Genomic DNA, 17,307 nt, shown 5'->3' with positions numbered 1-17,307 from the left:
CTGAGGGAAAGAGAACTTCCCCTCAATACAGCATTGTCAGGTCAAGAAATGCCAGAACAGCAACGTACCGATCAAACCGACGACCGATACGATCGTCTGCAACACCGACCACACCCAAATCGTCTGCTTTAACTGCAAGCCAAAGTACTCGCGCACCATCCAGAAGCCGGCGTCGTTGACGTGGCAAAAGAACACCGAGCCTGCACCAATCGCCAGCGCCACCAATGAGCTTTGCGTCGCCGCCAACCCGGCCATCATCGGTGCGAGGATGCCCGCAGTCGTGGTGGTGGCGACCGTGGCCGAGCCGGTTGCCTGGCGCAATGCCACGGCGATCAGCCACGCCAGCAGCAAATACGGCATGTGCGCGCCTTCGGCGACCTTGCTGATGGTTTGGCTCACGCCGGCGTCCAGCAGGGTTTGCTTGAGGCCGCCGCCGGCGCCGATGGTCAACAGCAAGACGGCGATAGGGGCGAGGGCTTTGCGCAGGGTGTTGCCGACTTCCGCACGCGGCATGCCGGCGGCCCAACCCAGGCAGATCACGGCGGCGATCACGGCCAGGCCGAGGGCGATCAGTGGTTCACCGAGGAATTTCAGGGTAAGGCCTACTGTGCTTTCTGCTGGCAGCGCGACTTTGGCCAGGGTGCTGCCGAGCATCAAGATCACCGGCAACAAAATGATCAGCAATGACACCGCAAAGCTCGGCTGGCGTGGCGCCTTGGGCGGAGCGCTGAACAGTGCGCCGATGTCGGCCGGTTCATCCACATGCAGGCGCTTGGACAGCCAGTTGCCATAGATCGGGCCTGCCAGGATCACCGCCGGTACTGCCAGGCAGAACCCCAGCAACATGGTCAGGCCGAGGTCGGCGTGCAGCGCACCCACCGCAATCAGCGGCCCAGGGTGCGGTGGCATCAAGGCGTGCAGGGTGGTCATGCCCGCCAGTGCCGGGATGGCGATTTTCAGCAGCGGTTGGTTCGAGCGCTTAGCCATCACAAAGATGATCGGCACCATCATCACCAGGCCCACTTCAAAGAACAGTGGCAGGCCGATCACCATGGCCACCAGTGCCATCACCCAGGGCAACGACTTGCCCTTGCCCAGCCCGAGCAGGGTGGTGGCAATGCGGTCGGCTGCGCCGGATTCAGCCATCAGCGCCCCCAGCATCGAACCCAGGGCAATGATGATCCCGGCTTCCCCCAGGATCGCCCCGGCACCTTTGCTGAATGCCTTGGCTACTTCTTCCGGCGGCAGCCCTGCACCCACTCCGGCGATAAAGGTGCCGATCAGGATCGACAGGAAGGGCGGCAGTTTGGTCGCGCTGATCAGCACAATGATGCTGGCGATGGCCAGCAGCACACAAAACATAAGACGGGTGTCGTGAACCATCCACGCGGCAGTCGATAACTCCAAGACGGGACTCCTTATCGAACAGGTTGGGAAAATTGTTTCTTTTTGTTTCCTGCCTGAAAAGCATACCGGATAAGGCTGTTGCAGAGCGCTGCTGCGCAATTTTGGTGCGATTGTTCATCTGCCGGGAAAATATAGTGGGGCGCTCCGCTCAAACCGCCTTAAGAAAACGCCCCCAGCGCCGATGCAGGTCAGATCCCTCTCCCCACTTGACCATCGGTGCCTAATGTTCAACACCCGTTTGAAGCAGGAGCTGTCGGCTCTTCGCGAAGAATTGTCCAGCTTGCAACAGGTCAAGGAGAGCCTGGAAAGCGAAATGCTGTGCCTGACGCTGGACGCCCAGGGCCGCATCGATTGGGCCAATGGCAACTTCCTCAAGGAGATGGCTTACCAGAGTGGCCAGCTTCAAGGCCGCGCGATCGAGGACCTGGCGCCGGCGCATGTGAAACGGGATGAGTTCCAGCAACGCTTCATGAACGCCCTCACACGCGGCGAACACTTCGCCGGCACGGTGCGCCTGATGCGCGGCAATGGTCAGGAGGCGTGGTTGCGCTCCATCGTGCAGCCAGTACGCAGCTCCGATGGGCGCATCAAACACTTTTCGATTTACGCCAGCGACCTCACCCGCACCATTGAGGCTTCGCGCGAGCACGAAAACCTGATCACCGCGCTGGTACGGTCCACGGCGGTGATCGAGTTCGACCTGGGCGGGCATGTGCTCACTGCCAACGAGCGGTTCCTGGGCGGCATGGGTTACAACCTGGCGCAGATCCAGGGCAAACATCACCGCATGTTTTGCGAGCCGGAGGAGTACAACAGCGCCGAGTACCAGAACTTCTGGAAACGCTTGAACAACGGTGAGTTCGTGGCGGCGCGCTTCAAACGGGTGGACAGCCATGGCCGCGTGGTGTGGCTGGAGGCCACCTACAACCCGGTACTGGACGCCACTGACCGCCTCTACAAAGTGGTCAAGTTCGCCACGGTGATCACCGACCAGGTCAACCAGGAGCAGGCCGTCGCCGAAGCCGCCAACATTGCCTACAGCACTTCCCTGCAAACCGACAACAGTGCCCAACGCGGTACCACGGTGGTGACCCAGGCGGTGGACGTGATGCGTGACCTGGCCAAGCACATGCAACAGGCTGGCGAAGGTATCGAGGCACTCAATGCCCAATCCCAAGTGATTGGCAGCATCGTCAAGACCATCAGCGGCATTGCCGAGCAAACCAACCTGCTGGCGCTTAACGCCGCCATCGAAGCGGCGCGTGCCGGTGAGCAGGGGCGAGGCTTTGCGGTGGTGGCCGATGAGGTGCGCCAGCTGGCATCGCGCACCAGCAAGGCCACTGAGGAGATTGTCGGCGTGGTGCGTCAGAACCAGGACATGGCCCGCGATGCGGTCAGCCTGATGACCGACGGGCGTCTGCAAGCCGAGCAGGGCCTGGCCCTGGCGGCCGAGGCGGGGACGGTGATTGTGGAGATTCAGGACGGCGCACAAAAAGTAGTGAGCGCCGTAGGACAGTTCGCCAACCAACTGTCGAGCTGAACCTGGGGCTCAGGTATCGTAGGCGCTTTCCCGTTTGAGAGCCGACTGTCCATGAGCCCTGCCCACTGTCGTCCCGTTCCGCTGTCCAAGGCCTATCGCTTGCTTAACCACGGCCCGACCGTGCTGGTGAGCGCCGCCCACAACGGTCGGCGCAATATCATGGCCGCCGCCTGGGCCATGCCGCTGGATTTCGAGCCGCCGAAGGTTGCGGTGGTGTTGGACAAGTCCACCTGGACCCGCCAACTGCTGGAAGGCAGCGGCACCTTTGTGTTGCAAGTGCCGTGCGTGGCCCAGGCCGACCTGGTGCAAACCGTCGGCAACACCAGTGGCGCCGACACCGATAAATTCGCCACCTACGGCCTGCAGACGTTCAACGGCGAACACACCGAGGCGCCGCTGCTGGAAGGCTGTGTCGCTTGGCTGGAATGCCGCCTGCTGCCCGAACCCCACAACCAGCAGGCCTATGACCTGTTTCTGGGCGAAGTGGTCGCGGCTTATGCCGATGACCGCGTGTTCAGCGAGGGCCACTGGCACTTTGAGGACCAGGATCAGTTGCGCACCTTGCACCATATCGCGGGTGGTAACTTCCTGAGCATCGGCGCGCCGATTACCGGGCGCCAGCTCTAAGCCCTACCAGCGGGCGTTTGCCAAGCCTTCGGCAAACGCCATCAGCTTCGGCGAGTACTGGCGTGACGGCGGATACACCAGTGAAATTGCCCGAGTGCGCCCGGCAAAGGCTTGCAGCACCGGCACCAGGCGCCCGGCGGCCAGGTCGTCGCGTACGGCAAAGTCCATCACTTGGGCGATGCCGAAGCCGCCCACGGCACCGTCTACCAGTGCGTCGCCGATATCAAAGATCAGCCGACCTTCGACATTCACGTCCTGCACCTTGCCAGTAAGCATGAACTGCCAATCCACCATGCGCCCGCTGCGCAAATTACGCACGGTGAGGCAATGGTGGTCCTTCAGTTCGTCGACGGTTTGCGGCGTGCCGAAACGCGCGAGATAAGCGGGGGAGGCCACGGTGACCCAACGCAGCGGCGTCAATGTGCGGGCGATCAGGCGTTGGTCCTGGATCTCGCCGGTGCGGAGCAGGGCGTCGAAGCCTTCGTCGACGATATCCACCAGCCGATCGGTCATCACCGCTTCGATGCGCAACTCGGGGTGGCGCAGCGTCAGTTCGCCAATCACCGGCATCACCACCTTGCGCCCGAACAGTGACGGTGTGCTGATTTTCAACAGGCCGGACGGTGTGCTGCGCCGGTCCAGCATCAGCTTTTCGGTTTCGGCCAACTCTGCCAGCAATGGGGCGCTGCGCTCGTAGAGCATTTGCCCGTCGGGCGTGAGGCTGACGCTGCGCGTATTACGTTGCAGCAGGCGCACGCCCAGTTCGCTCTCCAGGCGTGAAATCGCACGGGAAAGGCCGGATTGGGTCAGTCCCAGGTCACCCGCTGCGCGGGTAAAGCTGCGGGTTTCGGCGACGCGGACCAACAGGCGAACAGCATTCAGATCCATGATTAAAGTCATTACTGAAAGAGTGTTTACGCTATTTATCATCTGTTAAGCATAAAAGACACTGGCGGCACTTCATTTTCGGACAGGACGCTGTGATGTCTCCCCCTCGACCCTCAGGCTGGATGCTGGCGCTGCTGGCCACTGCACAACTGATCATCGCCCTTGATGCGACCATTGTGTTTGTCGCCTTGCCGCAGATCGGCACCCACCTCGATTTTTCCGCCCAGCAATTGCAGTGGGTGGTAAGCGCCTATAGCGTGGCGTTTGGCGGGTTCCTGCTGCTGGGTGGCAGGGCCACGGACCTGCTGGGCAAGCGCCGTTTGTACCGTGTGGGGCAGTCGCTTTATGCGCTGTCGTCGCTGGCGGCGGTGCTTGGCGGCAGCGCGGTATTGCTGGTGCTGGCGCGGGCAGTGCAGGGCGTGGGCGGGGCGTTGTTGTTTCCGGCGACCTTGGCGTTGATCAACACCCACTACGCGCAAGGGCCTGAGCGCAACCGCGCTTTTGCCGTGTGGAGCGCGGCGTCGGCGGCGGGCCTGGCACTGGGTGCGCTGCTCGGTGGTGTGCTGACCCAAGTCTGGGGCTGGGAGGCGGTGTTCCTGGTGAATGTGCCGTTGGCGGGGGGGTGTGCTTGGGCGGCGCGCTATTGGATCCCCGCCGACGGCGAGCGGGCCCGTGGGCGCAACTTCGATATCAGTGGCGCATTGACCGTGACCGTCGGCGGCACGTTGCTGGTGTTCGCCCTGGTACAAGGCCCGGAATGGGGCTGGACGGCGCCGTCGACCCTGGGCTGCATCGCCTTGGCTGTGACGTTGCTGGGGCTGTTCGCCTGGATCGAACATCGCGGCCGCGACCCACTGATGCCGCTGCGTCTGTTCGCCTACCGCGAACTGCGCATGGCCATGGTGCTCACCGCGGTGTTCATGAGCAGCTTTGGCGTGCAGTACTACTTCCTCGCGTTGTATTACCAGCAGGTCTATGGCTACAGCGTGTTGCAGGCGGGCTTGGCGTTTTTGCCGGCGACGTTGGTGTGCACGTTCGGCATCTGGCTGGCGGAGCGCTCGCTGGCCCGGATTGGGCTGCGTAGCACCTTGGTCACAGGACAGCTGGCGGGCGCGGTGGGCATCGCGCTGGTGTGTTGGGCGCTGCCGACAGGGGTGGGGTTCTGGTCGCTGCTGCCAGGGATTTTTATCTTGAGCCTCGGCCAGGGTATGACGTGGACGGCGATGTGGGTGGCGGCGGGCCTGGGCATTCGGCCGGGAGAGCAGGGCGTGGCGGCAGGCATGGCGTCCACCAGCCAGCAGATTGGCGGGGCGCTGGGCTTGGCGGTGTTGGTGTCGGTGGCCAATGCCGGGGGGATTGAGCTGGCGTTGTGGTGGAGTGCGGGAATTGCGTTGGTGGGGGCGGTGGCGGCAGTGGGGTTGAGGGAAATCGATACCAAGCCGAGCTCGATTCCGGAAGCAACTTAGGTCACACATGTTTTATCGCATTTCAAATCAACGCCCGAGCATCTTCACCCACCGCGACGGCGGCATACCGTAGGTGCTGCGAAACTGTCGGGTCATGTGGCTCTGGTCGGTAAAACCTGCGGTCATCGCCGCATCCACCAGCGAATAGCCCTGGGCCAACAGGCTGCGCACCAGGTCCAGCCGGCGCATCGTCAGGTAACGGTAGGGGCTTGTGCCGAACAACAAGCGAAAATCCCGTGACAACGCCCAGCGGTCACGCCCTGCGTGGTCGGCCATTTCGTCCAGGGTGATGCTGCGGCCCAAGGCGCTGTGGATAAATTCCCGGGCGCGTTCGGCGGCCACGTAATCGAAGGTCTTGCGAGTGACGATCACCCCACTGGCGTCGCTCAGGGCCTGGGCCACGTCGTACATCGCGTCCTGTTCCTGCAGCGGATCAATCGGGCAATCCAGGCTTTGCAGCAACACTTCGCTGGCGCGGAACAGCCGCGGGTCGTTGGTCAGCCCACTGGGGATAAACGGCAACGGCTTGCCCCCCAGGATCTGCTGGATCAGCGCCGGCTCCACATAAATCATGCGGTACTTGAAGCCTTCCTCGCTGCTGGCGCGGCCGTCGTGGGTTTCATCGGGGTGAATCACCATGGTCGCGCCGGGCAGACTGTGGGTCATGCTGCCGCGGTAGTGAAAACTCTGCACACCGAACAGGGTTCGGCCAATGGCGTAGGTGTCATGGCGATGGGGGTCGAAGGCGAAGCCGGCAAAGTACGCCTCGATACGGTCCAGGCCGCTGGCATGCGGGGCGCGGTGCATCCAGTCGAGGTTGGCGGTGGGTGTGCCCATGGTGGTTTGTCACAAGAAGAGGTGGAAACACGTTAACCCAGTGTGGCGTGGGTTGTCTGTCGAGGTCTTGAACGATTGTGCAGGTTTTTCGCAGGAGACGGCGTTGCGATGCGAATGGGTAATAATTATTTTGCGATGATTTATTATTGTTTTACGATAATTTATTCGCTATCTTGCCCCCACATTCACGCTCCTTGAGGTCTTTATGAATACGCAACGTCTCGCCCAGCTCAGCCAGCGCATGTCGCTGCTCACACTGCTACTGATCATCACCATGTTGGCCTTGAATGCCGCTGTATGGCTGTTTCCGGTGCTGAGTTCATCTGCCGACGGGCTGGGGCTTGGCTTTGCGTTGAGCGACCGCTTGATTCAGGGCCGAGCCGAGCAAGTAGCCGAGTTTCCTTTGTGGCAAGTGGTGGGGGGCATCGTGTTGTCCAGCATCCCGTTGATGGCGCTGGCGTCTGGCTTGAACCACCTGCGCAAGTTGTTCAAGAGCTACGCCCGTGGCGAATATTTCTCCAGCACGTCCGCGATGCACCTGGGCAAAGTCGGCAAGGCAGTGGCAATTTGGGTGGTGCTGGATTTTTTATGTGAGCCATTGCTCAGTGTCTGGGTAACAATGAACGCGCCGGTCGGCGAGCGGCTAATCACCCTGAGCCTGACGGCCCCCAGCTTTGTGGCACTGTTTCTGGCCGCCTGCATCGCGGTGATCGCGCGTATCTTGTGGCAGGCCAGTGAAGTGGATTCTGAAAACCGCACTTTTGTTTGAGATCGACATGCCCATTGTGATTGAACTGGATGTCATGCTTGCCCGGCGCAAGGTCAAGTCCAAAGACTTGGCGGCCGCCATCGGAATTACCGAGCAGAACCTGTCATTGCTTAAACAAGGTAAAGTCAAGGGCATACGCCTGGGAACGCTGGACGCCATCTGCACCCACCTGCAATGCCAACCGGGTGACTTGCTGGTGCACCTTCCCGAGCCTGAGGCTGAGCCATAACGGCTACCGATAAGAGGGATCATCAATGTTCTCTGACCTGCCATACGCTGCACCGTTGTTGTCGCTGGCGTTGCTTTGGACCGTCGCCGTGGTGACGCCCGGCCCGAATTTTTTCAATACCGCGCAACTGGCGGCGAGCTGCTCGCGCCGCCATGGCGTGGTGGCGTCGGCCGGTGTGGCAACCGGAACGATCATGTGGGGCTTGGCGGGTGGCCTGGGCATCAAGTCGCTGTTTACCGCAGCGCCCATGTTGTACCTGGCGTTCAAGATTATCGGTGGCTGCTACCTGATCTACCTCGGCCTGAAACTGTTCAAGCGTGCGGCACCCGCCATGGGCCAGAACCTGCTGCCGGACGAGCCTCGGCGCTCGCTGTTTTCTGCCTGGCGCCTGGGCTTGCTGGGTAACCTGTCCAACCCCAAGGCCGCACTGTTTGTCGCCACCATCTTCGCGTCCACCATGCCGCCGTCGCCATCGCCGATGCTACTGACCTTGGCGGTGATCACCATGGCCACCTTGTCGTTCAGTTGGTATTCCAGCGTCGCCCTGGTGTTTTCCAGTGAGCGCATGGCCAACCTCTACAGCCGTTCACGCAAGTGGCTCGACCGTTTCGCCGGTGGTTGCTACGTGTTGTTCGGCGCACATCTGGTGGCGAATCGCTGACGGGGCGTGGTAAGAAGCCTTACGTTCAACAATGAGGCCGGGTCATGAGCAAGGTGCGGGTAGGTATTATTTTTGGTGGCCGTTCGGCCGAGCACGAAGTCTCGCTGCAGTCGGCGCGCAATATTGTTGATGCGTTGGACCGCACGCGCTTTGAGCCGGTATTGATCGGCATCGACAAGGCTGGCCACTGGCACCTCAACGACACCTCGAACTTCCTGATCAACCAGGAAAACCCGGCCCTGATCGCCCTCAATCAATCCAACCGCGAACTGGCGGTAGTGCCCGGCAAAGCCAGCCAGCAAGTGGTGGAAACCACGGGCAGCGGCCTGCTGGAACACATCGATGTGATCTTCCCCATCGTCCACGGCACCCTTGGCGAAGACGGCTGCTTGCAAGGCCTGTTGCGTATGGCTGACCTGCCTTTCGTCGGCTCCGACGTATTGGGTTCGGCAGTGTGCATGGACAAAGACATCAGCAAGCGCCTGCTGCGCGATGCGGGTATCGCCGTCACGCCGTTCATTACCCTGACCCGTCGCAACGCGGCGCGTACCTCCTTCGCGGCGGCGGTGAGCGCCTTGGGCCTGCCGATGTTCGTCAAACCGGCCAACCAGGGTTCTTCGGTAGGGGTGAGCAAAGTTGCCGACGAAACCGAGTACCACGCCGCCGTCGAACTGGCCCTGGGTTTTGATGAAAAAGTGTTGGTGGAGTCCGCCGTCAAAGGGCGTGAAATCGAATGCGCCGTGTTGGGCAACGACGACCCCATCGCCAGCGGCTGCGGCGAGATCGTGGTGAGCAGCGGCTTCTATTCCTACGACAGCAAATACATCGACGCCCAGGCGGCCCAGGTGGTGGTGCCGGCGGACATCAGCGCGCACGCCAGCGAGCGTATTCGTCGCCTGGCCATTGAAGCGTTCGAAGTGCTCGGCTGCTCGGGCCTGGCGCGGGTCGATGTGTTTCTCACCGATGACGGCGAAGTGCTGATCAACGAGCTCAACTCGCTGCCCGGCTTCACCCGCATCAGCATGTACCCCAAGCTGTGGCAGGCGGCGGGCATGAGCTATAGCGAACTGGTCAGCCGCTTGATCGAATTGGCATTGGAGCGGCATGCGGGGCGTAAGGGCCTGAAGATCAGTCGATAGAAAATGGCCGGTACCGCCATTAGGCGTTACTGAGGACTTCTCGAAAAACATCAGGCCTTGTCGCCGCAATATGGAGTAGGGAGCGTGCAGCACCAGAGGGTGAGCGACGCCCTTGTTCCCATTCTTGAAGGGTTCTTACCGACACACCCAAAAGCTCGGCAAATTTTGGCTGCGATAGCCCTGTCTTGCTTCTTGCTTCAGCGGCTTGGGTTATTTCGACTTGATGCACTTGCCCGTGACGCCCCGCTTTGACATCCACAATGGCGGCGAGTAATTCCTCGCCGATGTTGCGCTTGGCGTCACGTTCCTTCAGCTGTTTCTCAGTGAGTGGCATGGTTCATTTCCTTCGCGATTTTATACAGGGTATGCGCAGGAATATTCTCGGCCGCGCCCTTGCCGTAAATCAGTAGGGCAACCAGAGCCCCGCAGGCTAACTGTGTGGTGTAAATGATCCGCACAGATTCGCTCTTGCCTCGGCCTTCCAAGTTCCAGCGCACTTTTCGGCAACCACCAGAGCCGGGTACAACCGTACCGGCTTCTGGGTGGCTGGCTAAAAAAGCCATGAAAATACCTCTTTCCTCTTCGGTCCAATAGTCAGGCCATAATCTACTGAACAAGGGGGATTCGATGATTGTTAACACGCAAAATTCTACGTCTTTGACGTAGCCTCTGGCAAGAAAGAGCGGGCCAGAAATTCGCAGGAAGAAAGGGGCGGCTCAAGGCGCTTTGTATCGCAAAAAATGACATGGCACTTTGTATTCGCTGTTACAAATCGGCGCGCGGGTTTTATTTTTTGCGCCCATTCAGTCAAAAGGCCGGGTCAATCGCCGACCGCTTCGCCCTCACGCCGAGGGTCTGCGCCGCCGTTCAGCCGCACGTTGCCCTGGGCATCGCGGCTGCGCACGATGGCCTGGATGCCGCTGGTCATATCGATCTCGCTCAGCGCGTGGCCCTTGTCCTTGAGGGCTTGCTTCAACGCCGGGCTGAACAGGCCCTTTTCCAGCTCGGTCGCGCCATTGCGGCTGCCAAAATTGGGCAGGCTGATGGCGGCTTGCGGGTCGAGGCTCCAGTCGAGCATGGCCACCAGGGACTTGCTCACGTATTCGATGATTTGCGATCCCCCCGGCGAGCCCACGGTGGCCAACAACTCGCCGCTGCGGCGGTCAAACACCAGCGTCGGCGCCATGGCCGAGCGTGGGCGTTTGCCGGGCTCGACACGGTTGGCCACCGGCTGGCCGTTCTCTTCGGGGATGAAAGAGAAGTCGGTCATCTGGTTGTTGAGCAAAAAGCCCTGGACCATCACATGGGCGCCGAACGCCGCTTCCACCGTGGTGGTCATCGACACGGCGCCGCCCTGGTCATCCACCGCCACCACTTGCGAGGTGGAGATGCGCAGCGGCGAGCGGTCCGGCGCATACGCCACCTGAATGCCCGCTGGTGTACCCGGTTGAGCAATACCCATGCTGCGCTCGCCGATCAATGCGGCGCGTGTGGCCAGGTAATTCGGGGCAACGAGGCCCGCGACCGGCACTGGCACGAAGTCGCTATCGGCCACATACAAGCCCCGGTCGGCGAAGGCCAGGCGGCCGGCTTCGGCGAGCAAGTGAACGGCCTCGGGCGTGGGCTCAAGGCCGGCGGGCGTTGGGCTCTTCACCGGCTTCATCGGCGCGATGGCCAGGCGCGGGTCGCGGGTTTCCAGTGCCTGCAAGGTGCCCAGGATCTGCGCGATGGCCACCCCGCCCGACGATGGCGGCGGCATGCCGCACACCTTCCATTGTTTGTAATCGGTACACAGCGGCGCACGCTCTTTGGCGGCATATCCGCTAAGGTCGGCCTGGGACAAACTGCCCGGGTTGCGATTGCCCTGGACCTTGCGCGCAATCTCATCGGCAATCGGCCCGTGATACAGCGCGTCCGGCCCTTCCTTGGCGATGCGTTTGAGCACGGCGGCCAGTGCCGGATTTTTCAACAGGGTGCCGGTGGCCTTGGGCGTGCCATCGGTGTTCAAAAAGTACGCCGCCATGTCGGGCGACTGTGGGATATAACGGTCGGCGGCGATCAGCGCGTGCAAGCGCGGGGAAATCGCAAAACCCTGCTCCGACAGACGAATCGCCGGTTCAAACAACTTGGCCCATGGCAGGTGCCCGGTTTTTCTATGGGCCATTTCCAGGGCGCGCAATACCCCCGGCGTGCCCACCGAACGCCCGCCAATCTGCGCCTCGACAAACGCCATCGGCGTGCCGTCGGCCTTCAGGAACAACCGCTCAGTCGCCCCGGCCGGTGCGGTTTCGCGACCGTCATAAGCGTGTACGTTTTTACCGTCCCACAGCATGATGAACGCACCGCCACCAATGCCGGACGACTGCGGCTCCACCAGGGTCAATACGGCCTGCATGGCAATCGCCGCATCAATCGCCGAGCCACCTTGGCGCAACATCTCGCGCCCGGCTTCTGCTGCCAGTGGGTTGGCGGCGGCAGCCATATGGCGTTCGGCGTGGCGGGTTGTCAGGTCGGTGCGATAGCCCGAACCCAACTCTGGTGCCGGTGGCTGTTCGTTGACTGGTGTGTGGCAGGCGACCAGAGCAAGGGCTGCCGCCATCACTGATAACGGCCGGCGGTAAATCGAAAGCACGCGCTGAACTCCGTTCATTTTGAGAATGATCTGTTGTCCTTTGGGCCGTTCTTTTTACAGGTAAATCGTGCCTTGAAGATAGAGCACGGCATGGCCACAGATGATCACCCGGTCGCCCTTAAGCTCGCACCGCAGCTGGCCACGGCGCTGGCCACCTTGTTCGGCAGTCAACTGCGACTTGCCCAGGCGCTTGGCCCAGAACGGGGTTAGCGAGGTGTGGGCCGAGCCGGTCACCGGGTCTTCATTGATGCCCACGTTCGGGCCGAACCAGCGCGAAACAAAGTCGAATCGCGTGCTTTTGGCGGTCACGGCGATCCCGCGTTTGGGCAGGCCCCGCAGGCGCGCGAAGTCCGGCGTCAGCGCGGCGATCTGGGCTTCATCCTCCACCAGCACGATGTAGTCGTCGGTGCCATATACCTCGGCATGCTCAAGCCCCAAGGCGCTCAACAGACCTGCTGGCGGCTCGCAACGCTCAGGCTGCTTGGCCGGGAAGTCCATCGCCAGTTCGTCGCCATTGCGCGTCACCCGCAACTCGCCGCTGCGGGTGGCAAAACGCAGCACGGGCGACGTATCTGCCAACTTGTGGATCAGCACCCAGGCGGCGGCCAAGGTGGCGTGGCCACACAGGTCCACTTCAACTTCCGGGGTAAACCAGCGCAGCTCATAGAGGTCGTCACGGCGTACAAAAAACGCGGTTTCCGACAGATTGTTTTCAGCGGCGATCTTGTGCAGTAACTCGTTGGGCAGCCACTCGGTAAGCGGGCAGACAGCGGCCGGGTTGCCGCCGAAAACCTGTTGGCTGAAAGCGTCGACTTGGTAGATATCCAGTTGCATCGGGGGCACTCCGTGTTGGGGAGGCTGGACACTAACAGCGGGCCGAGCAAGCGTCGCCGTACAGATGACGACTTTTTTTGCGCGCATAAAAAAACGGCCTACCTGGGGGTAAGCCGTTTTTTCTACATCAAAAGCGGTGTGATCACCACGCGTACTTGACGCTGGTCAGCAACGTGCGGCGCATGCCTGGGTAGCACTCGTAGGAGTCATCACAGGTCGCCACGTATTCGGTGTCCAGCAGGTTTTGCGCGTTGACCGAGAGGGTCACATGCTTGTTTATCGGGTAGCTCGCGCCCGCATCGAACAGCGTGTAGTTGTCGATGTGGTAGCTGTTGGCGTTGTCGCCATACAACACGCCGGTATAGCGCGCGCCGCCGCCCAAGCTCAGGCCGTTGAGCAGGCTGTCGTGGAAGGTGTAATTCAACCAGGCAGACGCCATGTGCTTGGGCACGTTGGCCGGGCGGTTGCCCTCGTCGCCGCGATTGCTCTTGGTGATTTCGGCGTCGGTGTAGGTGTAGGACGCGATCAAGTCCCAGTGCTGATCCAGCCGCGCCTTGACCTCGGCTTCGATACCGCGTGACTGCTGCTCGCCGGTGGCAACGCTGTAGGCACTGCTTACGCCGTTGACGATTTCAGTGGTCAGCACGTTGGTTTTGGTCAGGTCGTAAGCCGCCAGGGTCATCAGGATGGCGTCGGTGGGCTGGTACTTAACGCCCACTTCCCACTGGTGCGCCATGCTCGGGTCAAAGGCGCTGCCGCTGCGGTCGGTGCCGGTGTTGGGGGTAAAGGATTCGGCGTAGCTCACGTACGGCGCCAGGCCAAATTCGGTGAGGTAGGTCAGGCCCAGACGGCCAGTGAAGGCGTTGTCTTTCTGGTTGGTGGAGGCGCCGACGTGGTTGTCCATGGCGTTGCGCACATAGTCGTAGCGCCCGCCGGCGGTGACGATCCAGTGGTCGTCGAACTTGATCTGGTCTTGGAGGTAGCCACCGACCTGTTCGATGGTCTGGTCGTAATCAATCGTGCTGAAACTGGTTGCCGCATTTGGCCGGGCAATGGCCATGCCGTATTGCGGCGTGTAGAGGTTCATGCTCGGCGCCGTGGTGCGCCAGCGAGTGATATCGGCGTCTTGCCAGGTGTAGTCGACGCCCATCAGCAGCGTATGGCTCAGCGGGCCGGTGGTGAAGTTGGCCTGCAATTGGTTGTCCAGGTTGAACGTGTCCATGTGCTGGTCGAAGCGGTCGGCAATCCTTGAAACGGTGCCAGTGCTGGTGTCGACGGCGGTGGGCAGCAGGTTCTGGAAGATCAGGTCGACCTGCCCGTAGCGGGCGTTCTGGCGGAACTCCCAGGTGTCGTCCAGGCGGTGGCGGAACTCGTAGCCCAGGCTGTATTGCTGCTGGTCCAGGTGGTTGAAGCTGTGGTCGCCCATCAGGATGTTGGTGGTGTGGCCGCTGGGCGTGCTGTAGGCGAACAGCGAGCCGCCGTTGGAGTCGCGCAGGAAGTCGCTGAGCAGCGTCAGGCTGGTGTCGTCATCCGGTGCCCAGGTCAGGGATGGCGCGATATACAGGCGGTCGTCTTTCAACGCGTGGCCGTCGGCGTAGTCCACCTGGGTTTCGGTATCGCGGGCCAGGCCGACCACGCGGTAGAGCAGATGCTGATCGTCAGCCAACACGCCGCCGATATCAAACTGGCCTTGCAGGCGGTCATGATTGCCGCCGGTGATTTGCACTTCGTTGACGTGATTGGCTTCCGGTTTTTTGCTCACCCGGTTGACGATCCCGCCTGCATCCCCCTGACCGAACAGGCTCGAAGCCGGGCCACGGACAACATCGATACGGTCCAGGGCGTAGGGCTCGCTGCGGAAAAACGCGTAGCTGTTGTTTTGCTGGCGCAGGCCGTTGAGATAGTCGCTGCTGGCTTGGCCGTTGAAGCCGCGAATGTACAACCAGTCGAAGCCTTTTGGGTCCAGGCCATAGGCTTCCACCTTGACGCCAGGCACGTAGCGCAGCGCATCGGTCACGGTCTGCGCGCCTTGGGCTTGCATCTGTTGGCGGGTAATCACCGAGATCGACTGCGGGGCCTCGATGATCGGTGTGTCGGTCTTGGTGCCGGCGCTGCTGCGGGTGGCGACGTAGCCTTCAACCGGGCCAGCACTGGACTCCACCGATTTGCCGGTGATGCTGGTGGGGTCCAGTTGCAGCGGTGCGTCGTCCATGGGGATCAGCGAGTAGCTGCCATTGCCCAGCAATACCGCTTGCAACTTGCTGCCGGCGAGCAGTTGGCGCAAGCCCGCATCCACGCTGTAGACGCCGTGCAAACCCTGGGACTGCTGCCCTTGGGCCAGGGCCGGGTTGAACGAGATATTCACCCCCGACGTGGCGGCAAACTGCGCCAGCGCGTTATTGATCGAGCCTGCCGGAATATCGAACTGGCTGGCAGCGCCAGTCTGTGCCCAGGCGGGCGTGACCACCATCAGTGCGGTCAGCGGCGTACCCAGGGCCATGCCGAGTAACGCCTGGAGCACGGCGCGGGTGAGTGAAGCGGGTCGTTGAGTGGTTGGCTTGCTTACGGACATACCGTTTCCTTTCGCCCATTGGCAGTAGATGAGGTGGCGTCTGATGCGCCTCTATCTACCAAGTCGAACGAGAATCTAAATCAACAACCCCTGGGCGCAATTTTTTTGCAGGGGCTTTACGCAGGTTCCACGCGCACCCAATAGCGGCTGAATTGGCGGATGCGCACGGGCAGGGTGGACGAAAGGTTTTCCAGGATGGCGTCGATGTTGTCCAGGTGAAAAGCGCCCGAGATCGGCAGCCCTGCAACCTGTGGGTGGCAGCCCAGGTGACCAGGGCGGTAGCGCTGCAGTTCAACAATCAACGTGTCCAGGCGCCAGTTGTTGACCACCAGCATGCCCAGGGTCCAGGCGTCGGCGTTGGGGCTGGCCGGTTGCAGGCTGCCGGCCTGGGTCTGGCTGAACAGCAACTGCTGGCCTGCTTCGACCCGCACCGGTGGCGTCTGGGTTGCGGTACGCACTTCGACCGCATGTTCGAGTACACACACCTGGGTTTGATCGTTGTCACTGCGCACAATAAAGCGTGTTCCCAGTGCGCGGATACTGCCTTCACGGGTGTGCACCACGAATGGCCGGGCTTGGGCGTCACGGGCGGTTTGCACCAGGATTTCCCCGCTGAGCAAGTGCAGCTCGCGAAGGCTTGGGCTGTAGTGAATGTTCAGCGCGGTGGCGGTATTGAGTTTGACCTGGCTGCCGTCGTCCAGGCGCAGGCTGCGGCTTTCGCCGGTGGCAGTGCGTTGGTCGGCCACCAGTGACGGCAGCGAGGTGGTGCGCCAGGCCAAGGTGCCGGTGCCGCCAGCGGCGAGCAGCAGCGACAGCACCTTGAGCACTTCGCGGCGTTTGAGCCGGGCACTGCTGAACGTGGGGCGCGCGACGCCAGGGCCTACCCGCTCAAAGCGCTCCTGCAATTGGATCAGCCGTTCCCAGGCCTGGCGATGCGCCGGTGCCCCTTCAAGCCAGTGCCGGTGCGCATCGCGGGTGGCCTGGTTGGCGTCGTCGCAGCGCAAATCCACGTACCAGCGCGCGGCCGCTTCGAGGGTCGCATGATCCAGCGCCATGGCTTACTCCTCGGTGGCCAGCAGGCAATGCAGCAATGCCCGTACCGCGTGCTTCTTGACCGTGTTGACGGACACCTGCAACTGCCGGCCGATCTCGACATAGCTCAAGCCATCGAGCTGAGCCATCAGGAAGATTTGCCGAGTACGCGCGCCTAACCCGTCCAATATGCGGTCGATTTCCAGCAGGGTTTCAATGATCAGCAGACGGGTTTGCGGTGAGATATCCAATGCTTCGGGCTGGGATGCCAGGGTTTCCAGGTAGGCCTTTTCCAACGTACGGCGCCGGAACATGTCGATCATCAAGCTGCGCGCGATGGTGCTCAAGTACGCACGTGGTTCACGCAACTCAGGGGCCTTGCGTTGGGTCAGCACCCGAACGAACGTATCCTGGGCCATATCCGCCGCGTGATCGACACACCCCAAGCGTTTGCGCAGCCAGCCACAGAGCCAGGAATGATGGTCGGCATAAAGCGTGTGCACGGTCTGTTGATGCAGATGGTCGACGGGGGGCATGGTTTAAACCTGGAAACGGCTTATATGATAATCAATCTCATTTTCTGGTTTGCTGGGTATTTTTGCAAGGCCGGGATTTTGGGGGAGTGCCAAGCAGGGCTTTTCTGCGGGCATAAAAAAACGGCCTACCTTTCGGTA

Annotated in this window: 17 protein-coding genes and 1 pseudogene; 8 read left to right on the top strand and 10 right to left on the bottom strand. The window is 61.5% G+C overall.

Annotated elements, in window-relative coordinates; all coding sequences use genetic code 11:
• Window positions 1-36 precede the first annotated feature (36 nt).
• Entirely contained in the window at window positions 37-1,407 is a 1,371-nt protein-coding gene (locus tag ACLD1Y_RS18345; RefSeq protein ID WP_429479254.1) for a gluconate:H+ symporter, read from the bottom strand.
• A 181-nt stretch (window positions 1,408-1,588) separates the two neighbouring features.
• Between ACLD1Y_RS18345 and ACLD1Y_RS18340 the strand changes: the two are divergent.
• The 3 genes and pseudogenes from ACLD1Y_RS18340 to ACLD1Y_RS18330 all read left to right on the top strand — a co-directional run.
• Window positions 1,589-2,407 (top strand): annotated as a pseudogene (locus ACLD1Y_RS18340) (PAS domain-containing protein); the annotation flags it as partial.
• A gap of 108 nt (window positions 2,408-2,515) precedes the next feature.
• Window positions 2,516-2,947, top strand: coding sequence for a methyl-accepting chemotaxis protein (locus ACLD1Y_RS18335; RefSeq protein WP_429479280.1), 432 nt, complete (start codon window positions 2,516-2,518; stop codon window positions 2,945-2,947).
• A gap of 51 nt (window positions 2,948-2,998) precedes the next feature.
• Entirely contained in the window at window positions 2,999-3,574 is a 576-nt protein-coding gene (locus ACLD1Y_RS18330; RefSeq protein WP_429479253.1) for a flavin reductase family protein, read from the top strand.
• Window positions 3,575-3,577: 3 nt separating this feature from the next.
• On the opposite strand, the gene ACLD1Y_RS18325 is transcribed toward ACLD1Y_RS18330, so the two are convergent.
• The gene (locus ACLD1Y_RS18325) at window positions 3,578-4,462 is read right to left on the bottom strand and encodes a LysR family transcriptional regulator (protein WP_429479252.1); all 885 of its coding nucleotides are present in this window, start codon (window positions 4,460-4,462) and stop codon (window positions 3,578-3,580) included.
• A 122-nt stretch (window positions 4,463-4,584) separates the two neighbouring features.
• Here ACLD1Y_RS18325 and ACLD1Y_RS18320 point away from each other — a divergent pair, with 122 nt between their 5' ends.
• Window positions 4,585-5,928, top strand: coding sequence for an MFS transporter (locus tag ACLD1Y_RS18320; protein WP_429479279.1), 1,344 nt, complete (start codon window positions 4,585-4,587; stop codon window positions 5,926-5,928).
• A gap of 27 nt (window positions 5,929-5,955) precedes the next feature.
• On the opposite strand, the gene ACLD1Y_RS18315 is transcribed toward ACLD1Y_RS18320, so the two are convergent.
• A complete protein-coding gene (locus ACLD1Y_RS18315; protein ID WP_429479251.1) occupies window positions 5,956-6,765 on the bottom strand; it encodes an AraC family transcriptional regulator in 810 nt (269 codons plus the stop codon).
• A 205-nt stretch (window positions 6,766-6,970) separates the two neighbouring features.
• Here ACLD1Y_RS18315 and ACLD1Y_RS18310 point away from each other — a divergent pair, with 205 nt between their 5' ends.
• Genes ACLD1Y_RS18310 through ddlA form a run of 4 tightly spaced genes read left to right on the top strand, consistent with a single transcriptional unit; the run spans window position 6,971 to window position 9,563 of the window.
• Window positions 6,971-7,534, top strand: coding sequence for a DUF2975 domain-containing protein (locus ACLD1Y_RS18310; RefSeq protein ID WP_429479250.1), 564 nt, complete (start codon window positions 6,971-6,973; stop codon window positions 7,532-7,534).
• 7 nt (window positions 7,535-7,541) lie between these two features.
• Window positions 7,542-7,763, top strand: coding sequence for a helix-turn-helix domain-containing protein (locus ACLD1Y_RS18305; RefSeq protein WP_429479249.1), 222 nt, complete (start codon window positions 7,542-7,544; stop codon window positions 7,761-7,763).
• A 25-nt stretch (window positions 7,764-7,788) separates the two neighbouring features.
• The gene (locus tag ACLD1Y_RS18300; protein ID WP_429479248.1) at window positions 7,789-8,424 is read left to right on the top strand and encodes a LysE family transporter; all 636 of its coding nucleotides are present in this window, start codon (window positions 7,789-7,791) and stop codon (window positions 8,422-8,424) included.
• 44 nt (window positions 8,425-8,468) lie between these two features.
• Window positions 8,469-9,563: a D-alanine--D-alanine ligase gene (gene ddlA / locus ACLD1Y_RS18295; protein WP_429479247.1), complete on the top strand. Its 1,095-nt coding sequence runs from the start codon at window positions 8,469-8,471 to the stop codon at window positions 9,561-9,563.
• Between the two features lie 19 nt (window positions 9,564-9,582).
• Here ddlA and ACLD1Y_RS18290 read toward each other — a convergent pair whose 3' ends face one another.
• The 7 genes from ACLD1Y_RS18290 to ACLD1Y_RS18260 all read right to left on the bottom strand — a co-directional run bounded on the left by ACLD1Y_RS18290 (window position 9,583) and on the right by ACLD1Y_RS18260 (window position 17,169).
• A complete protein-coding gene (locus tag ACLD1Y_RS18290; RefSeq protein WP_429479246.1) occupies window positions 9,583-9,897 on the bottom strand; it encodes a helix-turn-helix domain-containing protein in 315 nt (104 codons plus the stop codon).
• Window positions 9,884-10,126: a hypothetical protein gene (locus tag ACLD1Y_RS18285; protein ID WP_429479245.1), complete on the bottom strand. Its 243-nt coding sequence runs from the start codon at window positions 10,124-10,126 to the stop codon at window positions 9,884-9,886. Before ACLD1Y_RS18285 ends, ACLD1Y_RS18290 begins: the two co-directional genes overlap by 14 nt.
• A 257-nt stretch (window positions 10,127-10,383) precedes the next feature.
• Window positions 10,384-12,213, bottom strand: coding sequence for a gamma-glutamyltransferase (gene ggt, locus ACLD1Y_RS18280; RefSeq protein ID WP_429479244.1), 1,830 nt, complete (start codon window positions 12,211-12,213; stop codon window positions 10,384-10,386).
• A gap of 36 nt (window positions 12,214-12,249) precedes the next feature.
• Complete coding sequence (locus ACLD1Y_RS18275; RefSeq protein ID WP_429479243.1) at window positions 12,250-13,029, bottom strand: PhzF family phenazine biosynthesis protein; 780 nt, start codon at window positions 13,027-13,029, stop codon at window positions 12,250-12,252.
• Window positions 13,030-13,171: 142 nt separating this feature from the next.
• Window positions 13,172-15,601, bottom strand: a complete 2,430-nt coding sequence (locus tag ACLD1Y_RS18270) for a TonB-dependent siderophore receptor (RefSeq protein ID WP_429479242.1) — start codon at window positions 15,599-15,601, stop codon at window positions 13,172-13,174.
• Window positions 15,602-15,717: 116 nt separating this feature from the next.
• Window positions 15,718-16,656 carry a FecR domain-containing protein gene (locus ACLD1Y_RS18265; protein WP_429479241.1) on the bottom strand — a complete coding sequence of 313 codons (939 nt, stop codon included), beginning with the start codon at window positions 16,654-16,656 and terminating at the stop codon, window positions 15,718-15,720.
• 3 nt (window positions 16,657-16,659) lie between these two features.
• Entirely contained in the window at window positions 16,660-17,169 is a 510-nt protein-coding gene (locus ACLD1Y_RS18260; RefSeq protein WP_429479240.1) for a sigma-70 family RNA polymerase sigma factor, read from the bottom strand.
• Window positions 17,170-17,307 lie beyond the last annotated feature (138 nt).

Source organism: Pseudomonas sp. 18175 (genome assembly GCF_050432925.1).
GTDB lineage: Bacteria > Pseudomonadota > Gammaproteobacteria > Pseudomonadales > Pseudomonadaceae > Aquipseudomonas.
This window is presented reverse-complemented; position numbering and strand designations above follow the sequence as displayed.

Coding starts and splice junctions, on each gene's coding strand:
- ggt (WP_429479244.1), bottom strand. CDS start 12,213: ATGAACGGAGTTCAGCGCGTGCTTTCGATTTACCGCCGGCCGTTATCA.
- ACLD1Y_RS18335 (WP_429479280.1), top strand. CDS start 2,516: ATGCGTGACCTGGCCAAGCACATGCAACAGGCTGGCGAAGGTATCGAG.
- ACLD1Y_RS18325 (WP_429479252.1), bottom strand. CDS start 4,462: ATGGATCTGAATGCTGTTCGCCTGTTGGTCCGCGTCGCCGAAACCCGC.
- ACLD1Y_RS18260 (WP_429479240.1), bottom strand. CDS start 17,169: ATGCCCCCCGTCGACCATCTGCATCAACAGACCGTGCACACGCTTTAT.
- ACLD1Y_RS18275 (WP_429479243.1), bottom strand. CDS start 13,029: ATGCAACTGGATATCTACCAAGTCGACGCTTTCAGCCAACAGGTTTTC.
- ACLD1Y_RS18305 (WP_429479249.1), top strand. CDS start 7,542: ATGCCCATTGTGATTGAACTGGATGTCATGCTTGCCCGGCGCAAGGTC.
- ACLD1Y_RS18270 (WP_429479242.1), bottom strand. CDS start 15,601: ATGTCCGTAAGCAAGCCAACCACTCAACGACCCGCTTCACTCACCCGC.
- ACLD1Y_RS18300 (WP_429479248.1), top strand. CDS start 7,789: ATGTTCTCTGACCTGCCATACGCTGCACCGTTGTTGTCGCTGGCGTTG.
- ACLD1Y_RS18285 (WP_429479245.1), bottom strand. CDS start 10,126: ATGGCTTTTTTAGCCAGCCACCCAGAAGCCGGTACGGTTGTACCCGGC.
- ACLD1Y_RS18290 (WP_429479246.1), bottom strand. CDS start 9,897: ATGCCACTCACTGAGAAACAGCTGAAGGAACGTGACGCCAAGCGCAAC.
- ACLD1Y_RS18315 (WP_429479251.1), bottom strand. CDS start 6,765: ATGGGCACACCCACCGCCAACCTCGACTGGATGCACCGCGCCCCGCAT.
- ACLD1Y_RS18310 (WP_429479250.1), top strand. CDS start 6,971: ATGAATACGCAACGTCTCGCCCAGCTCAGCCAGCGCATGTCGCTGCTC.
- ACLD1Y_RS18265 (WP_429479241.1), bottom strand. CDS start 16,656: ATGGCGCTGGATCATGCGACCCTCGAAGCGGCCGCGCGCTGGTACGTG.
- ACLD1Y_RS18330 (WP_429479253.1), top strand. CDS start 2,999: ATGAGCCCTGCCCACTGTCGTCCCGTTCCGCTGTCCAAGGCCTATCGC.
- ACLD1Y_RS18320 (WP_429479279.1), top strand. CDS start 4,585: ATGCTGGCGCTGCTGGCCACTGCACAACTGATCATCGCCCTTGATGCG.
- ddlA (WP_429479247.1), top strand. CDS start 8,469: ATGAGCAAGGTGCGGGTAGGTATTATTTTTGGTGGCCGTTCGGCCGAG.